Source organism: Pseudoalteromonas sp. S1727, from assembly GCF_005886375.1.
Lineage (GTDB): Bacteria > Pseudomonadota > Gammaproteobacteria > Enterobacterales > Alteromonadaceae > Pseudoalteromonas > Pseudoalteromonas haloplanktis.
In genome coordinates, this window is record NZ_PNDT01000284.1 from 1 (window position 1) to 494 (window position 494).

Consider the following 494-nt stretch of genomic DNA (forward strand, 5'->3'; position numbering starts at 1 on the left):
GCGCTACAAAGTGCGATTTTAGAACCTAATATGTTTAAGTGTGCGATTGGGGTAGTGGGTGTTTATGACTTACCTTTAATGTTTGAAGAAGGGGATGTTGCAGGGCGCGACAGTGGCCAACGTTATTTACAAAGTGTATTGGGCACAGATGAAGCGCAATTAAAGGCTTTTTCACCTAGCTATAATATTGATAAGTTAAAGGCTCCAGTGTTAATAGTGCACGGTGGCGAAGATAAGCGAGCACCGATTGAACAAGCTGAATCACTGATTGCAGCGCTTAAAAAAGCGAAACACCCCTATATTTATGAGCTACTTGAAGATGAAGGACATGGTTTTTATAAAACAGAACATCGCACTCGTTATTATAAGCAAGTGCTGGCATTTTTAGATCAGCATCTAACATTGTAAAATCATAGCCTAAATACATGGCAAGCCCTTAGCTTGCCATGTATATTAACAGGTGTGTTCTAGGCACAATTCTTTGAGCTGTATTT

1 protein-coding gene is annotated in these 494 nt (G+C 39.9%); it reads left to right on the plus strand.

The window, feature by feature from the left end; genetic code table 11:
- Nucleotides 1-408, plus strand: a 408-nt coding sequence (locus tag CWB85_RS22030) for an alpha/beta hydrolase family protein (RefSeq protein WP_171039076.1), incomplete at its 5' end; no start/stop codon positions are given.
- Nucleotides 409-494: the final 86 nt, after the last annotated feature.